This window comes from Curtobacterium sp. MCLR17_007 (assembly GCF_003234655.2).
In the GTDB taxonomy this organism is placed as follows: Bacteria; Actinomycetota; Actinomycetes; order Actinomycetales; family Microbacteriaceae; genus Curtobacterium.
On record NZ_CP126271.1, the window covers coordinates 1,014,632 to 1,038,146 of the forward strand.

General features: G+C 71.8%; 21 protein-coding genes. 13 read left to right on the top strand and 8 right to left on the bottom strand.

Translation table 11 applies throughout. The annotated features are described in order from the left end of the window. Nucleotides 1-125: 125 nt before the first annotated feature. The 5 genes from gatC to DEJ13_RS04945 all read left to right on the top strand — a co-directional run bounded on the left by gatC (nt 126) and on the right by DEJ13_RS04945 (nt 5,409). Nucleotides 126-425, top strand: coding sequence for an Asp-tRNA(Asn)/Glu-tRNA(Gln) amidotransferase subunit GatC (gatC, locus tag DEJ13_RS04925; RefSeq protein WP_056122091.1), 300 nt, complete (start codon nt 126-128; stop codon nt 423-425). Next, nucleotides 422-1,969 (top strand): Asp-tRNA(Asn)/Glu-tRNA(Gln) amidotransferase subunit GatA, encoded by a 1,548-nt coding sequence (gatA, locus tag DEJ13_RS04930; RefSeq protein ID WP_111108180.1) that lies wholly within the window; start codon nt 422-424, stop codon nt 1,967-1,969. The genes gatC and gatA overlap by 4 nt, the downstream gene beginning before the upstream one ends. Next, nucleotides 1,969-3,471 carry an Asp-tRNA(Asn)/Glu-tRNA(Gln) amidotransferase subunit GatB gene (gatB, locus tag DEJ13_RS04935; RefSeq protein ID WP_111108181.1) on the top strand — a complete coding sequence of 501 codons (1,503 nt, stop codon included), beginning with the start codon at nt 1,969-1,971 and terminating at the stop codon, nt 3,469-3,471. Before gatA ends, gatB begins: the two co-directional genes overlap by 1 nt. Nucleotides 3,472-3,553: 82 nt before the next feature. Further along, the gene (locus DEJ13_RS04940) at nt 3,554-4,693 is read left to right on the top strand and encodes a type III polyketide synthase (RefSeq protein ID WP_111108182.1); all 1,140 of its coding nucleotides are present in this window, start codon (nt 3,554-3,556) and stop codon (nt 4,691-4,693) included. After that, nucleotides 4,690-5,409 carry a methyltransferase domain-containing protein gene (locus DEJ13_RS04945; RefSeq protein WP_111108183.1) on the top strand — a complete coding sequence of 240 codons (720 nt, stop codon included), beginning with the start codon at nt 4,690-4,692 and terminating at the stop codon, nt 5,407-5,409. Before DEJ13_RS04940 ends, DEJ13_RS04945 begins: the two co-directional genes overlap by 4 nt. 138 nt (nt 5,410-5,547) lie before the next feature. On the opposite strand, the gene DEJ13_RS04950 is transcribed toward DEJ13_RS04945, so the two are convergent. The 6 genes from DEJ13_RS04950 to DEJ13_RS04975 all read right to left on the bottom strand — a co-directional run bounded on the left by DEJ13_RS04950 (nt 5,548) and on the right by DEJ13_RS04975 (nt 12,638). Next, nucleotides 5,548-6,654, bottom strand: a complete 1,107-nt coding sequence (locus tag DEJ13_RS04950; protein WP_258374216.1) for an N-acetylglucosamine kinase — start codon at nt 6,652-6,654, stop codon at nt 5,548-5,550. After that, nucleotides 6,642-7,949, bottom strand: coding sequence for a 6-phospho-beta-glucosidase (locus DEJ13_RS04955; protein ID WP_111108184.1), 1,308 nt, complete (start codon nt 7,947-7,949; stop codon nt 6,642-6,644). The genes DEJ13_RS04950 and DEJ13_RS04955 overlap by 13 nt, the downstream gene beginning before the upstream one ends. 8 nt (nt 7,950-7,957) lie before the next feature. Continuing rightward, a complete protein-coding gene (locus tag DEJ13_RS04960) occupies nt 7,958-8,851 on the bottom strand; it encodes a carbohydrate ABC transporter permease (RefSeq protein WP_056122078.1) in 894 nt (297 codons plus the stop codon). Beyond that, entirely contained in the window at nt 8,851-9,891 is a 1,041-nt protein-coding gene (locus DEJ13_RS04965; protein WP_111108185.1) for a carbohydrate ABC transporter permease, read from the bottom strand. The genes DEJ13_RS04960 and DEJ13_RS04965 overlap by 1 nt, the downstream gene beginning before the upstream one ends. Beyond that, nucleotides 9,891-11,231: an extracellular solute-binding protein gene (locus DEJ13_RS04970; protein ID WP_056122074.1), complete on the bottom strand. Its 1,341-nt coding sequence runs from the start codon at nt 11,229-11,231 to the stop codon at nt 9,891-9,893. The genes DEJ13_RS04965 and DEJ13_RS04970 overlap by 1 nt, the downstream gene beginning before the upstream one ends. Before the next feature lie 165 nt (nt 11,232-11,396). Continuing rightward, complete coding sequence (locus tag DEJ13_RS04975) at nt 11,397-12,638, bottom strand: ROK family transcriptional regulator (protein ID WP_056122072.1); 1,242 nt, start codon at nt 12,636-12,638, stop codon at nt 11,397-11,399. A gap of 210 nt (nt 12,639-12,848) precedes the next feature. On the opposite strand from DEJ13_RS04975, the gene DEJ13_RS04980 reads away from it, so the two are divergent. Together DEJ13_RS04980 and DEJ13_RS04985 are read left to right on the top strand one after the other, a co-directional pair. Then, complete coding sequence (locus tag DEJ13_RS04980; RefSeq protein ID WP_111108186.1) at nt 12,849-13,778, top strand: DUF3097 domain-containing protein; 930 nt, start codon at nt 12,849-12,851, stop codon at nt 13,776-13,778. Between the two features lie 198 nt (nt 13,779-13,976). After that, nucleotides 13,977-14,627 (top strand): spermidine/putrescine ABC transporter substrate-binding protein, encoded by a 651-nt coding sequence (locus DEJ13_RS04985; RefSeq protein ID WP_111108187.1) that lies wholly within the window; start codon nt 13,977-13,979, stop codon nt 14,625-14,627. Nucleotides 14,628-14,845: 218 nt separating this feature from the next. Here the strand turns inward: DEJ13_RS04985 and DEJ13_RS04990 are convergent, their stop codons facing one another. Both DEJ13_RS04990 and DEJ13_RS04995 read right to left on the bottom strand, forming a co-directional pair. Then, complete coding sequence (locus DEJ13_RS04990) at nt 14,846-15,859, bottom strand: LacI family DNA-binding transcriptional regulator (RefSeq protein WP_111108188.1); 1,014 nt, start codon at nt 15,857-15,859, stop codon at nt 14,846-14,848. Next, nucleotides 15,856-16,338, bottom strand: coding sequence for a DUF3054 domain-containing protein (locus DEJ13_RS04995; protein ID WP_082517881.1), 483 nt, complete (start codon nt 16,336-16,338; stop codon nt 15,856-15,858). Before DEJ13_RS04995 ends, DEJ13_RS04990 begins: the two co-directional genes overlap by 4 nt. Nucleotides 16,339-16,448: 110 nt before the next feature. Here DEJ13_RS04995 and DEJ13_RS05000 point away from each other — a divergent pair, with 110 nt between their 5' ends. The 6 genes from DEJ13_RS05000 to DEJ13_RS05025 all read left to right on the top strand — a co-directional run bounded on the left by DEJ13_RS05000 (nt 16,449) and on the right by DEJ13_RS05025 (nt 23,427). Next, the gene (locus tag DEJ13_RS05000) at nt 16,449-17,399 is read left to right on the top strand and encodes a hypothetical protein (RefSeq protein ID WP_284158149.1); all 951 of its coding nucleotides are present in this window, start codon (nt 16,449-16,451) and stop codon (nt 17,397-17,399) included. A gap of 332 nt (nt 17,400-17,731) precedes the next feature. After that, entirely contained in the window at nt 17,732-18,892 is a 1,161-nt protein-coding gene (locus tag DEJ13_RS05005) for an ABC transporter substrate-binding protein (RefSeq protein ID WP_056122061.1), read from the top strand. Continuing rightward, a complete protein-coding gene (locus DEJ13_RS05010) occupies nt 18,889-19,938 on the top strand; it encodes an ABC transporter permease (protein WP_111108137.1) in 1,050 nt (349 codons plus the stop codon). The genes DEJ13_RS05005 and DEJ13_RS05010 overlap by 4 nt, the downstream gene beginning before the upstream one ends. Continuing rightward, nucleotides 19,935-20,747, top strand: coding sequence for an ABC transporter permease (locus DEJ13_RS05015; protein WP_056122060.1), 813 nt, complete (start codon nt 19,935-19,937; stop codon nt 20,745-20,747). Before DEJ13_RS05010 ends, DEJ13_RS05015 begins: the two co-directional genes overlap by 4 nt. Before the next feature lie 26 nt (nt 20,748-20,773). After that, nucleotides 20,774-21,853, top strand: a complete 1,080-nt coding sequence (locus DEJ13_RS05020; protein ID WP_258374205.1) for an ABC transporter ATP-binding protein — start codon at nt 20,774-20,776, stop codon at nt 21,851-21,853. Next, nucleotides 21,850-23,427, top strand: a complete 1,578-nt coding sequence (locus DEJ13_RS05025) for an inositol monophosphatase family protein (RefSeq protein ID WP_111108135.1) — start codon at nt 21,850-21,852, stop codon at nt 23,425-23,427. The genes DEJ13_RS05020 and DEJ13_RS05025 overlap by 4 nt, the downstream gene beginning before the upstream one ends. Nucleotides 23,428-23,515: the final 88 nt, after the last annotated feature.

Here is a 23,515-nt window from a genome sequence, read left to right on the forward strand (position 1 = left end):
GACACCGGGCCTCCAGGCGGTCCTCCACAGGGCATGGTCCGGCTGCGTCGTCCACAGGCGGCCCGACCCCGCTCGGCACGCCCAATAGACTGGTCGCCATTCCACGAACCGATCGACGGAGCACCATGCCTGACATCACGAGCGAGCAGGTCGCCCACCTGGCGAACCTCGCGCGCATCGCACTCACGCCCGACGAGATCGAGAAGCTGACCGGGGAGCTGTCGCACATCGTCGACAGCGTCGCGAAGGTGACCGAGGTCGCCACGCCGGACGTCCCCGCGACCAGTCACCCGGTCGCGCTGCCGAACGTCCTCCGACCCGACGTGGTCGGCGAGACGCTGACGCAGGAGCAGGCCCTCTCCGGGGCGCCCGACTCCGACGGCGAACGGTTCCGCGTGACGGCCATCCTGGGAGAAGAACAGTGACCGACGACATCACCCGGCTCAGCGCCGCCGCGCTCGCCGACGCCCTGGTGGCCCGCGACGTCTCGAGCGTCGAGGCCACCCAGGCGCACCTCGACCGCATCGCCGCCGTCGACCCCGACGTGCACGCGTTCCTGCACGTCAACGAGAACGCCCTCGGCGTCGCGAAGTCGATCGACTCGCGCCGCGCCGCGGGCGACGACCTCGGTGCGCTCGCCGGGGTGCCGGTCGCCATCAAGGACGTCCTCTGCACGATCGACATGCCGTCGACCTCCGGCTCGAAGATCCTCGAGGGCTGGGTGCCGCCGTACGACGCCACCACGGTCCTCAAGCTCCGGCGTGCCGGCATGGTGCCGCTCGGCAAGACGAACATGGACGAGTTCGCGATGGGCTCGACCACCGAGTTCTCGGCGTACGGCCCGACTCACAACCCGTGGGACCTCGGCCGGATCCCCGGCGGGTCCGGTGGCGGTTCCGCCGCCGCGGTCGCCGCCTTCGAAGCACCGCTGGCGCTCGGCTCCGACACCGGTGGCTCGATCCGCCAGCCCGGCGCCGTCACGGGCACCGTCGGTGTGAAGCCGACCTACGGCGGGGTCAGCCGCTACGGCGCGATCGCCCTGGCGTCCTCGCTCGACCAGGTCGGCCCGGTGGCGCGCACCGTCCTCGACGCCGCGTTGCTGCACGACGTCATCGGCGGACACGACCCGAAGGACTCCACCTCCATCCCGCAGGAATGGCCGTCGTTCGCGGCCGCCGCGCGTGACGGACTGCAGGCGGACACGCTCCGCGGGCTGCGGGTCGGCGTCGTCAAGGAGCTCGCCGGGGGCGAGGGCTTCCAGGCCGGCGTCACCCAGCGGTTCCGGGAGACCGTCGCGGTCCTCGAAGCCGCCGGAGCCGTCGTCGTCGAGATCGACGCCCCGAGCTTCGCCTACGCCATCAGCGCGTACTACCTGATCCTCCCGGCCGAGGCCTCGTCGAACCTGGCGAAGTTCGACTCGGTGCGATTCGGCCTCCGGGTCACGCCCGAGGGCGGCGCCACGGTCGAGGACGTCATGGCCGCCACGCGCGAAGCGGGCTTCGGCCCCGAGGTCAAGCGCCGCATCATCCTCGGCACCTACGCGCTGAGCGCCGGCTACTACGACGCCTACTACGGCAGTGCGCAGAAGGTCCGCACCCTGGTGCAGCGCGACTTCGACCGCGCGTTCGAGCAGGTCGACCTGCTGGTCAGCCCGTCGGCCCCGACGACGGCCTTCCCGCTGGGCGAGCGCCTCGACGACCCGCTGTCGATGTACCTCAACGACCTCACCACGATCCCGGCGAACCTGGCCGGCGTGCCGGGGATGAGCATCCCGAACGGCCTGGCCCCCGAGGACGGCCTGCCCACCGGCGTGCAGCTCATGGCACCCCAGCGCGAGGACGCCCGGCTCTACCGCTACGGCGCGGCCCTCGAGCGCCTGCTGGAGCAGCAGTGGGGTGCTCCGCTCATCGACCGGATCCCCGACCTCGACGCGAGTCAGCAGTCGGCAGCAGAGGAAGGCGTGGTCTGATGGCCGCCAAGGACGCACTCATGGACTTCGACGAGGCACTCGAGCGCTTCGAGCCGGTCCTCGGCTTCGAGGTGCACGTCGAGCTCGCCACCAAGACGAAGATGTTCTCGGACGCCCCGAACTTCTTCGGCGGTGAACCGAACACGAACGTCACGCCGGTCGACCTCGGGCTGCCCGGGTCACTCCCCGTCGTCAACGAGCAGGCCGTGCGCTTCTCGATCAACCTCGGGCTGGCGCTCGGGTGCTCGATCGCCGAGTCCTCGCGGTTCGCCCGGAAGAACTACTACTACCCGGACAACCCGAAGAACTACCAGATCTCGCAGTACGACGAGCCCATCGCCTTCGAGGGCGAGGTCGAGGTCGAACTCGCCGACGGCACGCTGTTCCAGGTGCCGATCGAGCGTGCCCACATGGAAGAGGACGCGGGCAAGCTGACGCACGTGGGCGGTGCCACCGGTCGCATCCAGGGTGCCGAGTACTCGCTCGTCGACTACAACCGCGCCGGGGTCCCGCTCGTCGAGATCGTCACGAAGCCGATCTTCGGCGCCGCGCACCGCGCTCCCGAGCTCGGTGCCGCGTACGTGCAGGTCATCCGCGACCTCGTCCGGGCACTCGGCGTGTCCGAGGCCCGCATGGAGCGCGGCAACCTGCGGTGTGACGCGAACATCTCGCTCCGCCCGTGGGGCCAGGAGAAGCTCGGCACCCGCACCGAGACCAAGAACGTCAACTCGTTCCGGGCCGTCGAGCGCGCCATCCGCTACGAGATCCAGCGCCAGGCCGCGATCCTGGCCGACGGTGGGACCATCACGCAAGAGACCCGCCACTGGCACGAGGACACCGGTCGGACGTCGGCGGGCCGTCCCAAGTCGGACGCGGACGACTACCGGTACTTCCCGGAGCCGGACCTGCTGCCCGTCGTGCCGGACAAGGCGATGATCGAGGAGCTCCGCGCGTCCCTGCCCGAGGCACCGGTCGCACGTCGTCGTCGTCTCAAGGGCGAGTTCGGGTTCGCCGACCTCGAGTTCCAGGACGTCGTGAACGGCGGACTGCTCGACGAGGTCGAGGCGACCATCGCTGCCGGCGCACCCGCCCAGGCTGCGCGCAAGTGGTGGACCGGCGAGATCAGCCGCGTCGCCAACACGCAGGACGCCGCTCCGGGTGACCTGGTGTCGCCCGCCCACGTGGCCGAACTCATCACGCTGGTCGAGTCGGGCGAGCTGACCGACCGGCTGGCCCGCCAGGTGCTCGAAGGGGTCATCGCCGGCGAGGGCTCGCCCTCGGCGGTCGTCGAGTCCCGCGGGCTCAAGGTCGTGTCCGACGACTCCGCGCTGACCGCGGCCGTCGACGAAGCGCTCGCGGCCCAGCCCGACGTGCTCGCGAAGATCCGCGACGGCAAGGTGCAGGCCGCCGGCGCGATCATCGGTGCGGTCATGAAGTCCATGCAGGGCCAGGCCGACGCGGCCCGCGTCCGGGAACTCGTGCTCGAGCGCGCACAGGCCTAGGCACCGCCAGGACCGTCGACGACGGGTTCCCGGGGGATCGACTTCCTGGGGACTCGTCACCGGCCGGGTGACAGGATGAGTCGTGTCCGCAACGATCCGCGCCATCGGTACCGCCGTCCCTCCGACGACGCTCGACCAGGTCGCCGTCCGGGACCTCTTCGCCGCGCAGCCCGGCCTCGGCCGACTCGGGCGCCGCATCGTGCCCGCCGCGTTCGACGCATCGGCGGTCGAGCACCGGCACACGGTCCTGCCCGAGCTCGACACGAGCGGCACGCCCGGCCCGTTCCGCGACGGAGACGGAGCCATCCACTCGCCGACGACCGGGATGCGCAACGACCGGTACCGCGAACTGGCACCGCCGCTGTTCGTCGCGTCGGCGCGCGACGCCCTCGACCGCTCCGGCGTCGACCCGGCAGCCATCACGCACCTGGTCACGGTGTCGTGCACGGGCTTCACCCAGCCCGGACCGGACCTGGCGATCGTCGCGGAGCTCGGCCTGCGACGCACGGTCTTCCGGCACCACATCGGGTTCATGGGCTGCTGCGCGGCGTTCCCGGCGCTCCGCAGTGCGGCCGCCTTCGCCGAGGCCGACCCGACCGCGGTCGTGCTGGTCGTCTGCGCCGAACTCTGCACGCTGCACGTCCGTGCGTCGGACGACCCCGACCAGATCGTCGCGAACAGCGTCTTCGGCGACGGTGCCGCCGCCGCGGTGGTCACCGCTGACGGCCCCGGACTCCGCCTCGACGCGTTCGCCACGACCGTCGTGCCGGAGGGTGCGTCCGAGATGGCCTGGAACATCGGGGACGAGGGCTTCGAGATGGTCCTCAGCACCGCGGTGCCGAAGCTCGTCGGTGCCACGGTCGCCGACGCCGTCGGGCCGCTCCTCGACGGACCGGCTGCGGACGTCCCGGTCTGGGCGGTCCACCCGGGCGGCCGGGCCATCCTCGACCGCACGCAAGAGGCCCTCGCCCTGCCGGACACCGCCATGGCGAGCAGCCGCGCCGTGCTGCGCGACCACGGCAACATGTCGAGCGCGACCGTGCTGTTCGTCCTGCGCGACGCCATGGACACCGGGCTGGCGGACGCCACGCCCGTCATCGCGCTCGCCTTCGGCCCCGGGCTGACCGTCGAGAGCGCCCGCCTGACCGCGGTCGGCACGAGGATCGCGACCGACACCGTCGGAGCGGTCGCGGAACCGGAACTCGCCGCGGAGCACCGATGAGCCGCTCCCAGGGAGCCGCGTCGGGCCTCCCGATCGACCTGCGGGCTCGCGACCTGACGCTCCGCGAACTCATGGACGACCCCGACTGCGACCCGCGCGCGCTGGAACGCACGTTCCGGCGCTTCGCGGTGGTGAACGCGCTCGTGAGCGGATGGCGAGCGGCGTGGCGGACGCACGTCGCGCCGGCGCTGCCGGCACACGGGCGGGGTCGCATCCTCGACCTGGGCTGCGGCGGCGGCGACCTCGCCCGGGCGCTCGTCCGCTGGGCGGCGAGCGACGGGTTCGAGATCGAGGTGGTGGGCATCGACCCGGACCACCGCGCCATCGCGTCGGCATCCCGGTCGACGCCGAAGGGCGTGACCTTCCGCGAGCAGTCGAGCGCCGACCTGGTGGCGGCGGGGGAGCGGTTCGACGTCGTCGTGTCGAACCACGTGCTGCACCACCTCGACGACGACGAACGCGCCGGGTTCCTGTCCGACTCCGAACAGCTCGCGTCGACCCGGAGCCTGCACTCCGACATCCGTCGCTCGCCCGCCGCGTACCGGGCCTACGCGCTCGGGTCGACGCTCGTCGCTGCCGGCACCTTCGTCCGGGTCGACGGGTTGCGGTCGATCCGCCGGAGCTTCACGCTGCCCGAGCTGCACACCGCGTTGCCGAGGGGCTGGCGCGCCGAAGCCGCCGCACCCCACCGCGTCCTCGCGATCCACGACGCCTGACGCGGCTGCGCCCGCGAGACGCCGCAGTGCGCGAGACGCCGCTGCGACCGCGAGACGCCGCCGTGCGCGCGAGACACCGCCCCGCAGCGCGGCGTCTCGGTGCGACGACGGCGTCTCGGCGCCGACGTGGGCGTCTCGCTACGGGATGAGCGCCGCCGTGGACGTGAACTCCCTTGACAGCACGGCCGCTCGGTAGCGCTCGAGCGCCTCGGGCTGTGCTCCGACGGACTCGAGCGCGGCGAGCCCCGCGCCGAGCACCGGCGGCGAGGTCACCCACGTCGGGACCGCGCCGGGAACCCGGGAGCGCAGGCCGCTGACGACCGCGTCGACGAGCATCGGGTGCCGCGCCGCGAGCACGCCGCCGCCGAGGACGACCGGGACGGGGAGCGCCGGCGACGTCCCGAGGCCGAGCCGTCCGAGCGCGACCGACGCCAGCAGGACGATCTCCTCGGCCTGCCGCGCGACGACGGCGGCGGCGACGGCGTCCCCGTCGGCCGCGACCTCGAAGAGCACGGGGCAGAGCCGGTTGAAGACCCGCTGGTCCAGGCGTCCGAAGTGGATGGCCTCGGTGACCTCGCGGACCGTCCCGAGGCCGAGGGCAGCGGGCACGGCGGACGCGAGTGCCGTCGCTGGACCGCGCCCGTCGTCCGCGCGGGCCGCGTGCCAGAGCGCCCGGTTGCCGAGGTACGCGCCACCACCCCAGTCGCCGGACACGTCACCGATCGCGGGGAACCGGGCGGTCTCGCCGTCGGCACGCACCGCGAGGGCGTTGATGCCGGTGCCGCACACCACCGCTGCGGCGTCCGGCGACAGGGTCCCGGCTCGCAGCAGCGCGAACAGGTCGTTGTCGAGGACGTCCGGCGCGCCGCCGTCCGCCTCCCAGTGGCGGAGTGCGGCGGTCGCCGCGGTCAGCTCGTCGGGCAGGTCGAGCCCGGCCAGGTACACGTGCGTGGTGCGGATCCGCGCACCGTCGAGGGCGCTCACGACCCGCCCGCGGACGTCGTCGAGGATGGGCCCGGCGAGCTCCCACCCGCGCGTCTGCGGGTTCGACCCGGGTCCGCGGGCATGGCCAACCAGGCTCCCGTCGAGTGCGATGGCGACGACGTCGGTCTTGCTGCCGCCGCCGTCGACCGCCAGCACGACCTCTGGAGCGGCCGGAGCGGTCGGCGCGGACGGAGCGGTCGGCGCGGCCGGACGGGAGGACCGGCTCGCCCCCGCCGCGCCGGCGCGGCTCAGCGTGCCCACGTCACCTGCTCCGCCCGCGCCCACGGGATGTGCTCCGCGTTCGCCGCCAGCAGCAGGTCCGTGAGCTGCTCCGCCTTGTCGAGCTGACCGACGAGGGGGTGCGCCCACATCGCCCGGAGCACCCGGTCGCGGCCGCCGTGCACCGCTGCGTCGAGCGCCAGACGCTCGTACCCCGCCACGTGCGCGACGAGCCCGGCCATGTCCGGAGCGAGGGGTGCGACGGGGAGCGGGGTGATCGCCTGACGGGTCACGCGTGCCGGCACCTCGATGACGTGGTCGTCGGGCAGGAACGGGAAGGTGCCGTCGTTGCGCACGTTGAGCACCTGCACGTCGCCCCGGTCGCCGAGGATCGAGGACAGCACGTCGATCGCCGCCTCGGAGTAGTACGCCCCGCCGCGCTGCTCGAGCTCGACGGGCTTCGTGACGACGGACTCGTCGGCGTACTTCGCCAGCAGCGCCCGTTCGGTCGCCATCACGGCCTCGGCGCGGGTGGGCTCGTGGAGCTGCTCCTCGAGCACGACGTCGTGGGCGTAGAAGTAGCGCAGGTAGTACGAGGGGATCGCGTGCTGCAGCCGGATCAGGTCCTCGCCCATGTGCACGCTCTCGGCCATCCGGGCGAGTGCGCCGCCGTCCGGGCTGAGCAGCGTGTCGAGGACGTCGTGCGTGGACCCGTCGTCACCGGTCACGTGCACACCGCGCTCCCACGTCAGGTGGTTCAGCCCGACGTGGTCGAGTCGCACGTGGTCCGGGGCGACGCCGAACTCCTTCGCGAAGCGGCGCTGGAACCCGATCGCGACGTTGCAGAGCCCGACGGCGCGGTGACCCGCCTCGAGCAGCGCGCGGGTGACGATGCCGACCGGGTTGGTGAAGTCGACGATCCAGGCGTCCGGCTTGGCGTGCTTGCGGACGAGCTCGGCGTACTCGAGCACCACGGGGACGGTGCGGAGCGCCTTCGCGAACCCGCCGGGTCCCGTGGTCTCCTGCCCGATGCAGCAGGCCTCGTGCGGCCAGGTCTCGTCCTGCTGGCGTGCCGCCTGCCCGCCGATGCGGAGCTGGAACATCACCGCGTCGGCGTCGCTGACCCCGGCGACGACGTCGTCGGTCACGTGGACGGTGCCGGGGTGCCCGGCGTGCGCGAACATCCGCTTCGCCACGCCGCCGACGAGCTCACGACGGACGGGGTCGGGGTCGACGAGCCAGAGTTCGTCGATCGGGAGCTGGTCGCGGAGCCGGGCGAAGCCGTCCACGAGTTCTGGGGTGTAGGTGGAACCGCCACCGATGACCGTGAGTTTCATGCGTGGTGCTATCCCTTCACGCCGGTGAGCGCGATGCCCTCGACGAATGCCTTCTGTGCGAAGAAGAAGATGACGACGACGGGGACCATCACGACGACGGTCATCGCCATCGTCATGGACCAGTCGGTGCCGTGCTGCCCGCGGAACGTGGCGAGGCCGTACGCCACCGGCCAGGCGGCCTGGTTCTCGGACGCGTAGAGCAGCGGGCCGTAGTAGTCGTTCCACGAGTTGAAGAACATGAAGATCGCGGCGGACGCGATGCCCGGGCGGGCCATCGGCACCACGACGCGCATCAGCACGCCCCACTCGCTGCAACCGTCCATGCGGGCGGCGTCCCCGTACTCCTTCGGGATCGTCATGAAGAACTGGCGGAGCAGGAAGATGCTGAACGCGTCCCCGAGCAGGTTCGGCAGGATCAGCGGCCAGAGCGTGCCGGTCAGGTGCAGGTGCGACCACATCACGTAGACCGGCACGGCGGTGACCTGCGGGGGCAGGAGCATCGCGACGATGATCACGGTGAAGATGAGGTTCGCGCCCTTGAACCGGATCTGTGCCAGCGCGTACGCGGCGGGGACCGAGCTCAGCAGCATGAACGCGGTGGCGAGCACGGCGTACAGCGCCGAGTTGCCGAACCACTGCAGCAGCGGCACCTCGGTGAACACCCGGACGTAGTTCCCGAAGTCGAACGGCCTCGGGATGATCGACGCCGTCAGGGCCTGGTTGCTCGACATCATCGACGTCAGCACCACGAACACGATCGGCGCGAGGGTCAGGACCCCGATCGCGACGAGTGCCGCGTGCTCGGCGATCCACAGCAGCAGGCTGCGACGGGGCCCGCGCGCCGTGCCGGGTGCCGTGCCACGGGGAGCCCGGGCGAGCGGGGACTGGGAGACGGCGGTCATCAGGACTCCTCCGGCCGGAACACGCTGATCCGGCGCATCGTGAACACGAGCACGACCGCGGTGACGACGAACAGCACGACGGCCATCGCGGACGCGTAGCCGAACTGGAAGTTCGCGAACCCGTGCTGGTACAGCAGCTCGGTGTAGGTCAGCAGCGACGTGCCCGGGTAGCCGAGCTCGGCAGCGGTACCGCCGCCGATCGTCGCCTTGCCGCTCGCGACACCCGAGGCCACCGCGGCCTCGGTGAAGTACTGCAGCGCGGCGATCACCCCCGTGACGGCGGCGAACCCGATCACCGGCGCGATCGTCGGCAGGGTGATGTGCCGCACCTGCTGGACGCCGTTCGCCCCGTCGAGCGACGCGGCCTCGTACAGGTCACGCGGCACGTCGAGCAGCGACGCCAGGAAGATGATCATGATGTCGCCCATCACCCAGACGCCCATGATCACCAGCGACGGCTTCGACCACGACGGGTCGTTGAACCACAGCGGTCCGTCGATCCCGAACAGCCGCAGGACCTGGTTGACGGGTCCGGTGCCGGGGTTGAACAGGAACACGAACGCCACGACGCTCGCGACCGGCGGCACCAGCGCGGGCAGGTAGAACAGCGTGCGCCAGAGGCCCGTCGCGGTGCGGGCCCGCGACAGCAGCCCGGCGACCAGGAGCCCGCAGACGATGCGCACGGGCACCAGGATGACGACGAACCAGATCGTGTTGAGGACCGCCGGGCCGATCTGCGGGTCCTGGGTGAACAGGAACCGGTAGTTCAGCAGGCCGACGAACTGCGGCTCCTGCAGCTGGTTGTAGCGCGTGAACGAGTAGAAGACGCTCGCCACCAGCGGGTAGGCGAAGAAGACGACCAGGCCCAGCAGGGCCGGTGCGAGCATCGTCAGCGCGACCAGACGGCGGCGGGACTCGGCGGACCGCGGCCGGCGTGCCGGAGCCGTGGGGGGCAGTGGACCCGACCCGCTCGGACCCGCGGGGCGGGAGGCCCGGGTGGGCCGTGCCTCCCGTCCGGCGGTCTTCGTCGTGGCGCTCATCACGGACCTGCCAGCTGGTTCGCGTTGTCGATGTCCGAGTCCAGCTTCTTGAGCTTGGCGTCGAGGTCGCCGCCGTTCTCCTGGTACGCCTGCCAGAACTTCGTGAAGGTGCCGATGTAGGCGGCGCCGTCCGCGGTGGCGGGCGAGGTGATCGTCTTGGCGTTGCCCGCGACGTCGACGAAGGTCTTGTAGTTCTCGTCGACCTCGAGCTTCGGGGACTGCAGCGCGGAGGTGATCGTCGGGATGTTCTTCAGCCCGTTGCCCATCGTGACCTGCGCGTCGGTGTTCGTCGACAGGTACTTGAGCAGCGCCCAGGCGAGCTCCGGGTTCTTCGAGCCCTTCGCGATGCCGGCGACGTTGCCCGCGATGTAGGTCGAGCCGTAGTTGCCGAGGCCGTCCAGCACCGGGGTCGGCGCGGTGCCGTAGTCCAGGTCCGGCTTCTGGTCCTTGATGAAGGCGGTGCGGTACTCGCCGTCGATCTGCATCGCGACCTGACCGGTCTGGAACGCGTTGTCGGCGGCGAACTCCTGGCCGAGCCCGGACGTGAACGTCTTCAGCTTGTCGTAGCCGATCGCGTCGACGAAGCCCTTCTGCCACTGGATGAGCTTCTTCCAGCCGGCGGAGGTGCCGATCTCGCTGTTGCCCTTGCTGTCGAGCCAGGTGCCGTTGATCATCGGCGCGAAGTGCTCGGGGGAGTTCTCGTAGAAGTCGATGAGCGGGTTGAAGCCGAGCTGCTTGATCGACCCGTCGGCGTTGTACGTCGTCATCTTCAGGCCGTCGGCCTTGAGCTCGTCGAGGGTCTTCGGCGGGGTCGTGATGCCGGCCGCTGCGAACGCCTGCTTGTTGTACATCAGCGCGCTGACGTCGGCGAGTGCCGGCAGCGTGCACCGGGTGCCCTTGTAGGCGGTGTAGCCCTGCACGGCCTTCGGGATGTCCGAGAGGTCCACCTTGTCCCGCTTGATGTACGGGGAGAGGTCACGGAACGCGCCCGACGAGCAGAAGCTGCCGACGATCGCCGTCGAGTACGACAGCCCCACGTCGATGCTCTGGCCCGACGAGATCGCCTTCTGCAGCTTCTCGTCGTCCTGCCCGGCGTGGATGTCGACCGTCACGCCGGGGTTGGCCTTCTCGAACCCGGCGACGGCGCTCTTCACGACGCCGGCCTCGCGGCCCGTGAAGAAGTGCCACAGCGAGACCGTGCCCTTCAGGTCCTTCGGTGCGGTCTTGTCGATCGACGACGCGCTGCTGCCGGAGCTGCAGCCGGCGACGACGAGGGCGCCCGTGGTGGCGATGGCGGCGGCGGTGATGATCCGCCGGAGGTGCTGCCGGGGGTGTGACATGCGGTACTCGCTCTCTGGTCTCGCTCCGAGGGCGTCCGCGCCGGCCGACGGCCGGTCTGCGGGCGCACCGGAGAGCCCTCGGACAGGGCTGGGGTGGTGCCTCGAGTGGTGCGGGTGGGTGGAGCTGGCGACGGTGCTGGCGGTGGTGCTGGCAGTGGTGCTGGCTCAGGCGTGCTGCGCGGGGTCGGACTCGGTCGCGTCGTCACTGATGCGGTCGAGCCGGCCCGCGAGCGCGGTGCGCACGACGTCGATGAGGACGTGGCGTGCGCCGTGCAGGACGGGGGTGTCGGGGACGCCGGGCGCCACCACGGCGGTGGACCAGCGCGAGCGGGTCCGGAGCCAGGCGGTCACGGCGGCGGCCAGGGCGGGACCGCCCGCGATGCCCGTCGGGCCGTGCAGCACGACCGTCTCGGGATCGGCGACGGCGAGGACGGGGAGCACGTTGTGCCCGACGCGCTCGCCGAGGGCGGTCGTGAAGGGGTGCTGCTCGGAGAGCCCGGGCAGCTGCGGGAGCACCTGGCGCCAGTCGGCAGCGCTGCCGTCCGGAGCCGTGATCCCGTGGTCGGCGGCGAGTCGGGTGATCGCGGACTCGGAGATGAGGTCCGCGACGATCGTCGCCGTCGGGTCGAGGGGGAGCGCGTCGGCGGGCACGCTCAGGTAGCCGATCTCACCTGCGGCGCCCGAGGCCCCCGCGTGCAGGCGGCCGTCGAGGTCGAGTGCCATGCCGAGGCCCTCCGCCATCCACAGCACCGCGAACGAGCTCGGCGCGCGGCCGGCGCCCATGGCCCGTTCGGCGATGGCGGCGAGGTTGGCGTCGTTCTCGACGACGACCTGCACGCCGAGGGCACGTGACAGCGTGGCGGCGACCTGGTCCCGCGGCCATCCGGGCAGGCCGTCGGTGAAGATCAGGGTGTCGGTGGCGTGGTCGACGCTGGCCTGCACCCCGACGGCGACCGCGGTCACCAGGTCCGGGTCGACACCGGCGGCCGCGGCGGCGCGGCTGACGGCGGCGGCGACGATGTCCTCGCCCGGCGCGCGCATCTCGTCCACGTCCATCCGGTGCTCGGCGACGGGGTAGCTCCGGCCCGTGGCGTCCACCACGGTCGAGCGGACGTCGACGAGCTGCACGTCCACGGCGACGGCGAGGTCGCGGTCGGTGATCGCCTCGTAGACCAGGGCGCTCGGACCGCGGCGGCCGGCCTGCGTGTCGGTGCCGGCGTCGCGCAGCAGCCCGGCTGCCTCGAGCCGACGGATGATCTCGGCGGCGGTCGGCTTGCTCAGGCCGGTGCGCTGCGCGATCTCGTTCCGGGTCATCGGACCGTGGTCGAGCAGCAGTCCGAGGGCCGCGCGGTCGTTCAGGACGCGCAACAGCCCGGGCTGTCCCGGGGTGCGTCCGCGTGTGGTCATGTCGAGGACAGTAACGGACAACCTTCTTTACTGAAAGGTTTGTTTACGAATCTGCAACATGCGTTCTGTTCCGCGAAACACGGCCGTCCTCGTCCCGCGGTGCCGACTGGATCGACACGGGGTTGGACGCGTGTCGGCTCGTCCGTCCGGAGTGGGTGGTGTCGGCCGGTCGATGTCGTCCGGAGCCGGGTCGACACTACGCTCGTGCGGGTGGACGAGGACCGGTACGGCAACGACGTGCTCTCGGGCGACTGGCGCTCGAAGGGCGTGCGGAAGGTGCGGCAGGTGCCGCTCGAGCGGGACATGGTGCTCGAGGACCCGGCGTCCGGCTGGGCCGGCGCAGTCGTCGGGCTCGAGGCGGGGAACATCTCGCTCGAGGACTGGAAGGGCCGCACCCGGGCGTTCCCCTTCGACGGGCAGTTCCTGCTCGAGGGCGAGCTCGTCACGCTGGGACGGCCGCAGGCGCCGGTCGGGCGGTCTGCCGCCGCCGCACCCCCGGCTCGCGCCGGATCGGACGGGAGGCCCGGTGCGGGTCCGGCTGTGCGGCACGCCTCCGACGGTGGTCGGCTGCGCACCGCGTCCGGGTCCTTCGCGGTCGAGTCGCAGCGCGCGCGGGTCGCCCTGCCCTCGCGGATCATGGTCGAGGGCAAGCACGACGCCGAACTCGTGGAGAAGGTCTGGGGAGCGGACCTGCGGGTCGAGGGCGTCGTCGTCGAGGAGCTCTCCGGCGTGGACAACCTCGCTGCCGTTCTGGACGACTTCCGCCCGTCACGTGATCGTCGGGTCGGGGTGCTCGTCGACCACCTGGTGCCCGGGTCCAAGGAGTCCCGCTTCGCGTCCGCCGTCATGCAGGGCACGTGGGGCGCGCACGTGCTGGTCGTGGGGCACCCGTTCGTCGACGTCTGGCAGTCGGTCAAGCCCGAGCGCGTCGGACTGCGCGCCTGGCCGACGATCCCACGGTCGATCGAGTGGAAGGCCGGCATCTGCGCCGCGCTCGGATGGCCGCACGCCGAGCAGGCCGACATCGCCCGCGCCTGGCAGCGGATCCTGGGGCAGGTCCGGACGTTCGCCGACCTCGAGCCGCAGCTGCTCGGCCGGGTCGAGGAGCTCATCGACTTCGTCACCGAGCCGACCGCGTAGCGCGGGGTCGTGCGGACCCTCGCCCGCACCGTGCTCGACGGTGTGGTGCGGAGTTGGTCGTTCCGTGCCCGGGATCAGCCTCGCACCGGGCGGGCAGCGTGGCACGGGCAACGACGTCCGCACGGTGCTCGGTGGTGGATCGAGGACCGGGCGGCCGTGGCGGGGGTGATCCGGGCCTCCTGTCCGTATCGTTGGACCATGGACGGCATCGACGGGCGCGTGCGGAACGCCGTCGACCTGTGGCTGCGGTGGTTGCCGCGGTGGCAGATCGGGACCGCTCGACCGCGCACGCGGATCTGCCGGAAGTGCACCGGGTCGCCGATCGCCAGTGCCGCGGGCTTCGGTCCGGACGTGCCGCACCCCGTGCAGCACGCGCTGATCGGTCGGATGTCGACGATCATCGACGACGCCGTGGACGACTACACCGCCAAGAACCTGCCGCTGCTGCACCGCGAGCTCGAGCGCGCCGATGCCCGCAAGCGGCACGCGGGGTACCAGCCGGCCGAGGGGCTGTCGCCCGAGTTCCAGGGGCTCGACGTCGACCCGCAGCCGCAGGACGGGGCGCCGTTCCTGTTCACCCTCGAGGGGCTCGCCGGCACCGGGGCGTCGTCGGACACCGCGCCGCGCGAGCCGTTGTCGGACGAGGCGAAGGCCGCACTGCGGCACGAGATCGAGCTGTCGGACGAGTGCGCCCGGTCGACCGGCACGGCGGTGTGCCTGGCGCTGATCGACCATCGAGCACGCATCGCCGAGGCCGTGGAGCGGCTCGTCGAGCCGCAGATCGAGGCGCTCGTGTCGGACATGTTCCGCGGGCTCGACGGCGACGGGGCGCGCGGCGGGTTGTTCTGAGGGCGGTGCGTTGCGCACGGTTGCGTGTTCGCGCACGGTGCTGCGTGGTCGCACGGTGCTGCGTCTGCCACTCCGTGCGAGGTTGATCGCCTGGTGCGGGGACGGTTCCTCGCACCACGCGATCGTGGCGGCACGGGGAACGAACCTCGCACCGTGCTCGTCCCGGCGAAGCCCGCACGAGCCGGACAAGTGCGCACCGTGCGCCCCGCAGCGCTGCGTCAGCGGGGGAGCAGGGTGCGGCCGGGCAGCACCGTGCCTCGCAGGGGCCGGTGCTCGACGGTCCTGCCCGGGTCCTCGATGTGGCCGATGACCAGGTCGATGGCCTCGCGTCCGATGCGCTCGACGGGCTGCTGCAGCGTCGTGAACCCGATCCAGTCGCTGGCGAGCGGGTACACGCCGTCGAACCCCGTCACCGAGACGTCGCGCGGCACGCCGACCCCGCGTTTGGACAGAGCCTCGCAGACGTCGAGCATGAGTCGGTCGGTGGGGCACATCACGGCGGTGGCGCCGGACTCCCGCATGACCTCGACGACGTCGGCCGCGACGTCATCGGGCGGGCGAACGAAACTGGCGTCGATGTCGATCGCGTTCACCGCGCGGTCGCGCAGTCGCCCGGCCATCGCCTGCGACCGCGCATGCTGCGTGATCGCGTTGTCGAGCGGCACGGTGAGCACCACGACGTCAGTGTGACCGGCATCGGCGACGGCGTCGGCGATGCGCTGCCCGCCGTCGACCTCGTCGCAGTAGACGCTCGACAGCGCCGGGTGCAGCTCAGGGCGGCCGGCGACCACGGTCGCGATGCGCGGGGCGAACTCGGCGATGTCCGCGGACGGGAGCAGCCCGCTGCACACGACCAGTCCGTCGACCCGCATCGACACCAGCGATGCGAGCGCGGACTTCTCGTCCTCGACCCGTCCGACTCCGGTGGTGGTGACGACGCGGTAGCCGAGTTCGGACGCGCGTTGCTCCATGACGGCATGCAGCGCGGTGTACAGCATCGACGAGGCGTCGCGCACGAGCATGCCGATGGTGTGTGTCCGACCGCTCACGAGCCCTCGTGCCATAGCGTTTGCCACGTAGCCGAGCTCCGCCGCGGCGCGCTCGACGCGTTCACGGGTCTCGTCGGAGAAGCGGCCCGTGCCGGAGAGCACACGACTCACCGCGGACTTCGAGACACCCGCTCGTGCGGCTACGTCGACGATCGTCGGTTGCGAGCCGCGGCTGCCGTTCACGTGCCTGGCGTGACGCCGGGGCTGTTCGACGGATCCGTTGCCGGGTCGTTCGTCGTCGGGTCGTCGAGCGCCGGGGCGTCGACCGAGCGGCGACGTGCGAGAGCGCGCAGGACGACGCGCGCGATCGCGCGCCAGCCGAGCAGGAACACGCCGAGGACGATCGTCGCGACGATGAGGAAGGAGATCGGCAGGGGATTGCCGTCGACCACGCCCTGGCCGGTCGCGACGCGGATGGCCATCCCCACGAAGACCGTCAGGATCCAGACGACGACGCCGGTCGGCCAGGTCCGCAGGGGGCGGGCCCAGGCGCCGCTGGTGACGTAGCCGATCGCCCAGCCAGCCAGGAACGGGTAGGCGGTGGTCCAGAGCGCGCCGAGCGTGTTCGCCTCGCCGTGCGAGGACCGCCCGATCAGGGCGAACACCACGATGAGGACGACGTCGATGACGGCTGCGAGCCAGCCCCAGGTGCGTTCGGTCACGGCCCCATTGTCGCAGCCCGGTTCCTCCACGGGTGCCACTCGTCGGCCTCCCCTACACAGCTCAGGCGACTGCGTCGTGACGCTGCGTCTCGCCTGACCAGGATCACGCCATGCAACGAATGCTCGATCTCGCACCTGTCCCGCAAGTTCCGCTCTTCCGGACGTCCTCGCACCGGCCCGACGAGTCCGACCGCATCCGGCAGCGCGCCGCTGCGGGCGAGCTCACCCGGATAGGACGAGGGCTCTTCGTCGACACAGCGGCCTGGCAACCGCTGCGCTCAGCTGAACAGCACCGGGTCCGCATCGAGGCCGTGGCTGATCGGATCCGGCCCGATCGGGTCCTGTCGCACGTGTCGGCAGCCGTGGTCCTCGCGGTGCCGCTCGTCACGGATCCGCCGGACCGGGTGCACCTGACCACCCCGGGAGCCGACGGCCGCACGACGAACGCCACCTTCATCGTGCACGCCGACCTCGACCCGACGGGGGATCGCAGCACGGTCCGGACGTCGGATGGGCTCCGCACCCACGGTCCCGAGCGTGTGGCCGCGGACCTCGCGCTGACGTTCCCGCTGGTCGATGCCGTGGTCGCGCTCGACGACCTCCTGCGACGGGGGACCGACCGCGCCAGGGTGCGCGAGTCGATCGAGCGGCGCGGGCCGAAGGGGCGTCGGCGCGCGCTCACGGCCGTGGACCTTGCGGACCCGGAGTCCGGTTCTCCCGGCGAGTCCGTCCTGCGCGTCCGGTTCGATCAGCTCGGCACGGAGCGACCGGTCCTGCAACACCGCTTCCGGCAGGCGGGATGGCCCGACATCGTCGTCGACTTCTGGTTCCCTGCGGCAGGGGTCGTCGTCGAGTTCGACGGCGAGGTCAAGTACCGCGGCGGGCGGATGCGTGCCGGCCGGTCGGTGGAGGACGTGGTCGTCGCCGAGAAACACCGCGAGGACCGACTGCGGGCCATGCCCGGAGTGCGGGCGGTCGTCCGGCTGACGTGGTCCGACCTCTGGGACGAGGGTCTGCTGCGTGCGGCGCTGCGTCGGGCTGGGGTGCGGATGCGCCGCTGAGGAACGCACGGTGCGAGCTTCGCGGGCTGGTGCAGTGCGAGCACGGTGCGGAGTTGGTGCTTCGTGCCGCGACGGCGGCCCGGTGCGAGGTTGTTCGGCGGCACGGGGCCGTCAACCTCGCACCGGGCGCAGAGCTCGCACGGTGTGTGCGGTGCGCGCAGCGCGGCACGAGTTCACCCGGGCGGCACTGCCGCGGCACCCGGCGTTCACCGGGCAGCGCCACACTCGACCACGGTGCGGGAACGTTCCCGCACCGACCGCTCCACACCCCCGCGAACCACCCCGCGCACCACCCCCACGCTCCACCCCCACGAACCAGGGAGACCACCGCCGTGAAGACCCGAGCCCTCGCCGGCCTCGCGATCGCCGCAGTCGCCACCGTCGCGCTGTCCGGCTGCGTCCAGAGCGCCAACGCCGCGAACGACAACGCCGACAGCGGCACCGGCAGCACCAGCCTCACCGTGTTCATCAGCGGCGACACGAACGTCCAGGACCTCTGGGACAAGTCGCTCATCCCCGCCTTCGAGAAGCAGCACCCGAAGATCTCCGTCCGCACCAGCATCGACCTGCACGGCGAGCACGACGCGCAGACCCAGGCCAACCTGGCCACCGCGGTCAAGGCCGGCAAGACCGTCGCCTACGACCTCGTCGACGCCGGCTTCGTCACCACCGCGGGCAAGGCCGGCCTGATGGCGAAGGTCAGCGACAGCGCGATCCCGAACCTGAAGGACGTCCCCGCAGCCACAAAACAGCAGGGCGGCGACCGCGCGATCCCGTACCGGGCCTCGAGCGTGCTGTTGGCGTACGACTCCACCAAGGTCAAGAAGGCCCCGAAGACCCTCGATGACCTGCTCGCGTGGATCAAGGACAACCCCGGCCAGTTCGCGTACAACTCGCCGTCCTCCGGCGGCTCCGGCGGCTCGTTCGTGATGACCGTGCTGGCGAAGTACCTGTCCAAGAGCGAGCAGACCACCATGCAGACGACGTACGACAAGTCGCTCGAGTCGAAGTGGGACGAGGGCTTCGCCGCGCTCAAGGACCTCGGCCCGTCGACGTACCAGAAGGGCGTCTACCCGAACGGCAACGACCAGGTGCTGCAGATGCTCGGCTCCGGCCAGATCGCCATGGCCCCGGTGTGGAGCGACCAGTTCATCACCGCGCAGAAGGCCGGCACGATCGGCAAGGACATCGCGTTCACACAGATAGCCGACCCGACGTTCACGGGGAGCGCGAGCTACCTCGGCATCCCGGCGACCGAGCCGAAGGCCAAGAAGCAGGCCGCCGAGGAACTCGCTGACTTCGTCCTGTCGTCGAAGGGGCAGCAGCTCGTCGCGAGCGCCGTGTCCGGCTACCCGGTCATCCCGCTCAGCTCGCTGCCGTCGAGCGTGGCGGAGCAGTTCTCGAAGGCCGACCCGTCCAAGCTCCGTCTCGGCTTCCAGAGCGAGCTGCAGGCCGACATGAACGCGGCATGGGACGCGAAGGTCCCGCAGTGACCCAGACCGTCCCGAACGGCCCGGCACTCGACCGGGAGGCCCGTGGCGACTCCGCCACGGGCCTCCCGCCCGTCCCGTCACCGGCCCAGGGCGCGGGCGGTCCGACCGTCCGCCGCACCATCCAGCAGCGGCTGGAGCGCCGCCGGCGCGTCCAGGGCATCGCGCTCGTCACCGCCCCGGTGCTGGTGGTCGTGCTGTTCGTCGGCGTGCCGGTGGTCAACGCCGCCCTGTTCAGCCTCGGGTTCACCGGCGGGCTGAACCAGGCGCTCGCCGACATCGGCCAGGACACCGTACGCGGGTTCTCGTTCGCGGTGTACGGCACGCTGCTCGGCAACCCGACGTTCCTGCGCGACCTCGGCGCCACGATCGGGGTCACGGTTGCGTCGACCGGACTGACGATCGCGCTCGCCGTGCTGATCGCCGTGATCCTGCGGATGCGCGGCGGGTTCCTCGGCCGGTCGCTCAGCGTGCTGGCCGTCGTGCCGATCTTCGTGCCGGTGGTGATCGCGAGCTGGTCGATCCTGACGTTCACCGACGCGCAGGGGTTCCTGCGCAGCGCCGGCGCCCAGGTGGGCATCGACGTGCCGGTGTGGGGCTACACGCTCGTCGCGGTCGTGTTCGGCAGCGTCTGGACGAGCCTGCCGTTCGCCGTGCTGATGATCGCCGGGGCGCTGCAGGGCACACCGGACGCCCTGATCGAGGCCGCGAAGGACGCCGGCGCCGGTACGTGGCGCGTCGTGTGGCAGGTGCTGCTGCCGATGGCCGCGACCCCGATCGTCATCGCGACGACGTTCACCGTGATCGGTGTGCTCGGGTCGTTCACCGTGCCGTACTTCACCGGCCCGAACGCCCCGTCGATGCTCGGCGTCGACATCTCGAAGTACTTCCAGTCCTACAACCGTCCGCAGCAGTCCACCGCGATGGCGTTCATCGTGCTCGCGTTCGCCGCCGCCGCCAGCGTGCTGTACCTGCGGTCGACGGTCCGCGCGAACGCCGGCGAACTGGCGAAGACGACCGAACCCACGACGGGACAGGAGCGACCGTGATCAAGCGCCTCACCGGCACCGCCCTGGTCTGGGCGACCGCCGTCGTCCTGGCGGTGTTCATCGCCGGACCCCTGCTGTGGTTGGCCGTCCGTGCCTTCGCCACCAGCTGGACGTACCCGAACCTGCTGCCCGACGGCTGGACGCTGCAGTGGTGGGGGACCGTGTTCGAGGACCCCTCGCTGGCCGTCGCCGTGCAGAACTCGCTCGTGCTCGCTCCGCTGACGGTCCTGATCGCCGCGGTCATCTGCCTGCCGGCCGCGTGGGCGATCAGCCGCATCGAGTTCCCCGGTCGCCGGGTGGTGCTGGTCGGGCTGTTCGCCACGAACGCCTTCCCGAAGATGGGACTGTTCGTCACGATGTCGGCGATGTTCACGGCGTTGAACCTGATGAACACCGTGACGGGCATCCTCATCGTCCACGTGCTCGGCTGTGTCGTGTTCATGACGTGGCTGCCCGCGGCGGCGTTCTCGGCCGTGCCGCGATCCCTCGAGGAGGCCGCCCGCGACGCCGGGGCGAGCCGCTGGCGCACGTTCTGGTCGGTGACCTTCCCGATCGCCTGGCCGGGCATCCTGGTCGCGATGGTGATGAGCTTCCTGGCCTCGTTCGACGAGGCGCAGGGCACGTACCTGGTCGGCGCTCCGACGTACATGACCATGCCGACCGCGATGTACTCGCTGGTCCTGAATTCACCGCGGCAGGTGTCGGCGGTGTTCGCGATCGCGCTCAGCATCCCGTCCGTGGTGCTCATGACCCTGGCCCGCAAGCACATCATGGGCGGCCGCCTGGCGGACGGGTTCCAGATCCGATGACCACTCCCAGCACGAAAGGCGACCCCATGACGGACGCAACGCTCGTCGCGGACCCCGGACCGAGCCTCCAGACCGGCAGGCGGCCCACCGACGGCCGGACCACCGGCGGCGGACTCGCCCTGCGCGGGCTGACCAAGTCCCTCGGCGGCCGCGACGTCGTCGCCGGCATCGACCTCGACGTGGCGAAGGGCGAGCTCGTCTCGCTGCTCGGCCCGTCCGGCTGCGGCAAGACGACCACGCTGCGCATGGTGGCCGGCTTCCTGCCCGTCGACGGCGGCACCGTGACGATGGGCGGCGCCGACGTCACCGACCTGGGACCGGAGCGCCGACCGAGCGCGATGGTGTTCCAGAACTACGCGCTCTGGCCGCACATGACGGTCACGCAGAACGTGGCGTTCCCGCTCCGCACCCGCCGCGTGTCGAAGCAGCGGACGGCCGAGCGCGTCCGCGAAGCCCTCGAGCTGGTCGGGCTCACGCACCACGCGACCTCGAAGCCGACGGCGATCTCGGGCGGCGAGCAGCAGCGTGTCGCCCTGGCCCGGGCGATCGTCCAGGAGCCCGACGTGCTGCTGCTCGATGAGCCGCTGTCGAACCTCGACGCCAAGCTCCGCGTGAGCGTGCGCGACGAGATCCGCCGGATCCAGCAGCGGCTGGGCATCACGACCGTGATCGTCACGCACGACCAGGACGAAGCGCTGAGCGTGTCGGACCGGATCGCCGTGATGCACGACGGCCGGATCGAGCAGGTGGCCTCACCGACCGACCTCTACGCCCGGCCGGGCACACGGTTCGTGGCGTCGTTCATCGGTGCCACGAGCACCGTGCGCGGCGCGTTCCTGGCCGACGTGCGCACGCCCTTCGCCGACGGCGACGAGGTCCTGGTCCGACCGGAGCAGGTGACCCTCGTCCCCGACGCGCCGGTCACGGCGACCGTGACGCGCGTGCTCATGCGCGGGCACTTCGCCGAGGTCGTGCTCGCCGCTGGCGACGCCGAACTGCGGGCGTTCGTCACCGGTGCACCGCCCGCGGTCGGCAGCACCACCGGCGTCCGGCTCGGGTCGGTCCTGGTCTACCGCGACGGCGCACTGGTGGAGGGCCCCCGATGACCACGGAGACGCTCCCGACGCTCGAGACGCAGCACGACGGCGGGTCCCGGGCGCGCCTGCCGCGCCTGGTCGCCCACCGCGGCGCGCCGCGTGTCCGCCGCGAGAACACCCTGCCCGCCGTCGCGGTCGCCGAGGCGCTCGGCGCCGACACGATCGAGGTCGACGTCCGCCGGACCGCGGACGGCGTCGCGGTGCTGCTGCACGACGAGACCCTCGGACGACTGTGGGGTGACGCCCGACACGTGTCCGAGGTGTCCTGGTGCGACCTCGCGCGGCTGGGCAACGGACTCGACCGCATCCCACGGCTCGACGCCGTCCTCGAACGGCTGGACGGCTGTCGGTCGGTGCTGCTCGTCGACCTGACCGACCCGGCAGACGCCGTGGTCGCCGCGTCCACCGTCGCCGGGTCCGAAGCAGACGTGACGATCGCCTGGTGCGGGGCTCCCGAGGCGATGCACGCGGTGCGCTCGGTCCTGCCGGACGCGGACGTCTGGTTGGCGTGGGAGTCGCTCCGCCCCCCGACGCCGGCCGACCTGGTCGAGCTGACCCCGTCGACGCTCAACCTCGACGTCGCGTTCCTGACCCCGCGGACGGTGCGGGCGGCGCACGACCTCGGCCTGCAGGTCTCCGTGTGGACGGTCGACGACCCCGAACCCGCGCTGTGGGCCGCGCGGCTCGGTGCCGACTCGATCACCACGAACGACCTGGCGCTGGTCCGTGCCGCGCTGACCGCCGCCGAGCGCGACGGGTGGCCGGAGCCCGCGCGCGAGCCGACCGAGACCGAGGTGGCATCGCGCGCACAGGCCCTGGCGCACCGGATCGCGCACGAGGTCATCGCGTTCACCCGTGAACACCCCGTCGGCACCGTCTCGACGAAGGCGCACCCCGCCGACCTGGTGACCGACGTCGACCGACTCGTCGAGCAGCACGTCCGCGGTCGGGTGCGTGCCGCGTTCCCGACGCACGGCTTCGTCGGCGAGGAGTACGGCGAGGCGCCCGGCGACAAGCACCGCTGGTACCTCGACCCCGTCGACGGCACCACGAACCTGGCGAACGGCATCCCGTGGACGAGCATGTCGCTCTGTCTGACCCGCAGCGGACGTCCGGTCGTCGGAGTCGTCGCGGACCCCTGGCGAGGCGAGGTGCTCGAGGCTCGTCGCGGTCGTGGTGCCTCCATCCGCGGGCGGCAGCTCCGGCTCGACGACGTGCCCCGACCCCTGGCCGGAGCGGTGGTCGGCACCGAGCTCGACGGGCACCTGCCCTGGCCCGGGTTCGGCGCGTTCCTCGACGCGCTCGCCGCCCGGTCCTGCACGCTGCGGGTCCAGGGCTCCGGCACGCTGACGATCGCGCAGGTCGCGGCCGGCCGGGGGATCGGCGGCTGCGTGTCGGCGTTCAACCCCGTCGACCACGGCGCCGCGGTGCTGCTCGTCCACGAGGCGGGCGGCATCGTCATGACCGAGGACGGTCCGGTGTCCGGGTTCCCGGACCTCGGCGCGCCGTTCCTGGTGGCCCACCCGGGCGCCGCGGACGAACTGCACCAGGTGTGGGCCGGAGCGCTCCGCGCCCACCGCTGACCACCCTGACGGGAGGCGCGGGTCGGGCCCGCCACGGGCCTCCAGTCCGCTCCTGGCGGACGTGCACCGCATTCTGTGCAGCCACACA